General features: G+C 55.7%; 1 protein-coding gene. It reads left to right on the top strand.

Features of this window, described 5'->3' with window-relative positions; translation table 11 throughout:
- Positions 1-513: 513 nt before the first annotated feature.
- A partial coding sequence (locus ACYVBN_RS18360; protein ID WP_224680155.1) for a protein rep occupies positions 514-759 on the top strand: 246 nt, incomplete at its 3' end.

The following is a 759-nucleotide window of genomic DNA, read 5'->3' as shown; positions in this document are numbered from 1 at the left end:
CCGACACCCCGCCAACGCCTCACGGCCCGCGAAAAAATTCCGCGTACCGCTCACCGTTCCCGAACTCGTCAAACAGAAAATCGCGGGGCCCCGCGCCTCTGGCGTGGGTTCCGATTTTGTGATTGACGACGGCACGGGGAAAACACTGGGGATGGTGGTTGGTGTCACGGAGTGAGGCCAACCACCTGCAAGACGGTTTTTTGTTGCTGAAAATCCAGCTCAAAATTCAAGCAAATCTCGCGCGCGATCCTTGTATTTATACTTAAGGGATAACTCTGGGATTCAAATTGGCCTCCAGCCCTTGTCCCGCAAGGCTTGAGGGCACATTTGCTCCGAAATGGGTTTAGAAGTATTCTGTCGGAAGTGGTCGCGTTAAAAGCGACCCCCGCAACGACGGGCATCGTTCGGGGGCGTGACCACCTGTAGAGATTCGAATTGGTGATACGGCTAACACAGGTGATATGGCAATGATAACACGTCAGATGAGCCATCGCCCACAATCGGGTGGTGTGCATGAAAAATCCTGAACTCCAGAACCTCACGGACTATTCCCCCTCAGATGCGCCCTGGGACGCTCACAGAAGCGTTTCTGACGACGTGGGAGGGATTTACCTGCTTGCGGCCGAATATGAGCGCTACGGGGCGCGTATGGCCCTCTGTGGCGGTTTATTGCGTTTCGGGTGGTCTACCCTCAAGGAAACCGGAGAAACGCGTCTGAGGCTGCGTGAGGCGCATTTCTGCCGTGTCCGGCACTGTCCT

Source organism: Flexivirga lutea (assembly GCF_054778955.1).
Note: the sequence above shows the minus strand (reverse complement) of the source record. Positions and strands in the feature narration are given on the sequence as shown.